Source organism: Neorhizobium sp. LMR1-1-1.1 (genome assembly GCF_040675795.1).
Classification (GTDB): domain Bacteria; phylum Pseudomonadota; class Alphaproteobacteria; order Rhizobiales; family Rhizobiaceae; genus Neorhizobium; species Neorhizobium cellulosilyticum.
Map to the genome: position 1 here is coordinate 1 of NZ_JBEGHE010000048.1, position 2,490 is coordinate 2,490.

A 2,490-nucleotide genomic window follows, 5' to 3' on the forward strand; every position below is an offset into this window, starting at 1 on the left:
GTGTTGGTTTCCACGCGGAACTGAGCCGGTTTTTCCACCGAGAAGTGAGCCACCTCTGAGTATGGTTTTCTGATCAGGCTTTGGTCAAGGGATTGGCCTTTTCTCCTCTCTTCTGAGCTGCTGCGGCCGAGCTGGCCTTGAAGCGGAAGCTGTCGTTTCCTGTTTCCAGGATATGGCAACGGTGGGTCAGGCGATCGAGCAAAGCCGTGGTCATCTTGGCATCACCGAAGACGGTTGCCCATTCGCTGAAGCTGAGGTTGGTCGTGATAATGACGCTGGTGCGCTCGTAGAGCTTGCTTAGCAGGTGGAAGAGCAACGCTCCCCCTGAGGCACTGAACGGAAGGTATCCCAATTCATCGAGGATCAGGAGATCGAGGCGAACCAGGGTCTCAGCGATCTGTCCTGCCTTGCCTTTGGCCTTCTCCTGTTCGAGCGCATTGACCAATTCGATGGTCGAGAAGAAGCGGACCTTCCGGCGGTGATGCTCGATCGCCTGGACCCCAAGGGCAGTCGCGACATGTGTTTTTCCTGTGCCCGGCCCACCGACGAGCACGATATTCTGCGCCCCGTCCATGAACTCGCATCGGTGCAGTTGGCGCACCGTCGCTTCGTTGATTTCGCTGGCGGCGAAGTCGAACCCGGAGATGTCCTTATAGGCTGGGAAGCGAGCAGCCTTCATGTGATAGGCAATCGAGCGAACCTCACGTTCGGCCATCTCGGCTTTCAGCAACTGGGACAGGATCGGCACGGCCGCATCAAAAGCTGGAGCCCCTTGCTCAATCAGGTCTGTGACGGCTTGGGCCATGCCATACATCTTCAGGCTCCGCAGCATGATGACGACGGCGGCACTTGCGGGATCATGACGCATGGCGACCTCCCACGATCCGGACACGCAAGCCATCGTAGCGTTCGACGTTGGCCTTGGGTTCACGCAACAAGGTCAGCGCCTGTGGCGTGTCGATGTCAGGGCCGTCAGTCGTCTTCCCATCGATCAGACGATGCAGCAGGTTCAGCACATGCGTCTTGGTCGCGACGCCTTGATCCAGAGCCAGCTCCACAGCCCTGACGACGACCTGTTCGTCGTGATGAAGCACCAGAGCAAGGATATCGGCCATCTCACGATCGCCGCCCAGGCGACGCAGCATCTGGTCCTGCAACTGTCGAAAGGCCAGCGGCAATTCCAGGAATGGCGCACCATTGCGCAGGGCACCGGGCTTGCGCTGAATGACGGCAAGGTAATGCCGCCAGTCGTAAATCGTCCGCGGCGGTTTGTCGTGGCTGCGCTCAATCACCCTCGGATGTTCGCATAGGACATTACCCTCGGCCGCAACGACCAGTCGCTCGGGATAGATTCGCAAGCTGACAGGCCGGTTCGCAAACGATGCAGGCACGCTATAGCGGTTCCGCTCGAAGGTGATCAGGCATGTCGGAGAGACACGTTTGCCCTGCTCGACGAAGCCGTCAAACGCAGCGGGGAGCGCCATCAATGCTGGCTGTTCCGCGGACCAGACGTCCGCGATCGTGCCAGGCAAGGTGCCGTGTGCTGTGTCGCGCCACAGGTCCTGGCAATGCTGTTCCAGCCAGGCATTCAATGCCGCCAGATCAGGAAAGTCCGGCATCTGTTGCCACAGTCGCGGCCGGGCATCCTGGACATTCTTCTCGATCTGGCCCTTCTCCCAACCCGCGGCGGGATTGCAAAACTCAGGCGCAAAGACGTAGTGGTTCGTCATCGCGAGGAAACGGATATTGACCTGTCGCTCCTTGCCACGACCGACGCGATCGACCGCGGTTTTCATGTTATCGTAAATGCCGCGACCCGGCACACCGCCAAACACGCGGAACCCGTGCCAATGAGCGTCGAAGAGCATCTCGTGCGTTTGTAGCAGGTAGGCCCTGACCAGAAACGCCCGGCTGTGTGATAGCTTGATATGGGCGACCTGCAGCTTCGTGCGCTCGCCGCCTATCACGGCATAATCTTCGCTCCAATCGAATTGGAACGCTTCGCCTGGGCGGAAGGACAGAGGAATGAATATGCCGCGGCCCGCTGTCTGCTGCTCAGTCCGCCAATCACGAGCGAACGCGGCGACCCTACCATAGGAGCCGGTAAAGCCGAGAGCCATCAGATCGGCATGAAGCTGCTTCAATGTTCGGCGCTGCTTGCGCGACCTCCCGGCCTCGGTCTTCAGCCAGCCAGAGAGTTTGTCGGCAAAAGGATCAAGCTTGCTCGGTCGTTCCGGAACCGTGAACGTCGGCTCGATCGTGCCGGCACTCAAATACTTGGCGATCGTGTTGCGTGACAGCCCCGTGCGCCGGCTGATCTCCCGGATCGACTGCTTCTCGCGCAGCGCCATCCGACGGATGATGTTTAAAAGTCCCATGTGGATCACTCCGTTGCCCCCGTCGCTCACCGCGTTGGGGGAAGGTTCACATGGCTCAATTCTCAATGGAAATTATGCGCCTAACCGGCTCAGTTCTGCGTGGAAACCAACA

At 59.3% G+C, this 2,490-nt stretch carries 2 protein-coding genes; both read right to left on the bottom strand.

Going from position 1 to position 2,490, the window contains the following annotated elements:
- Window positions 1-73: 73 nt before the first annotated feature.
- The gene (gene istB, locus MRBLMR1_RS25180; protein WP_137396213.1) at window positions 74-868 is read right to left on the bottom strand and encodes an IS21-like element helper ATPase IstB; all 795 of its coding nucleotides are present in this window, start codon (window positions 866-868) and stop codon (window positions 74-76) included.
- Window positions 858-2,378, bottom strand: a complete 1,521-nt coding sequence (gene istA / locus MRBLMR1_RS25185) for an IS21 family transposase (protein ID WP_148173655.1) — start codon at window positions 2,376-2,378, stop codon at window positions 858-860. The genes istB and istA overlap by 11 nt, the downstream gene beginning before the upstream one ends.
- Between the last annotated feature and the right edge of the window lie 112 nt (window positions 2,379-2,490).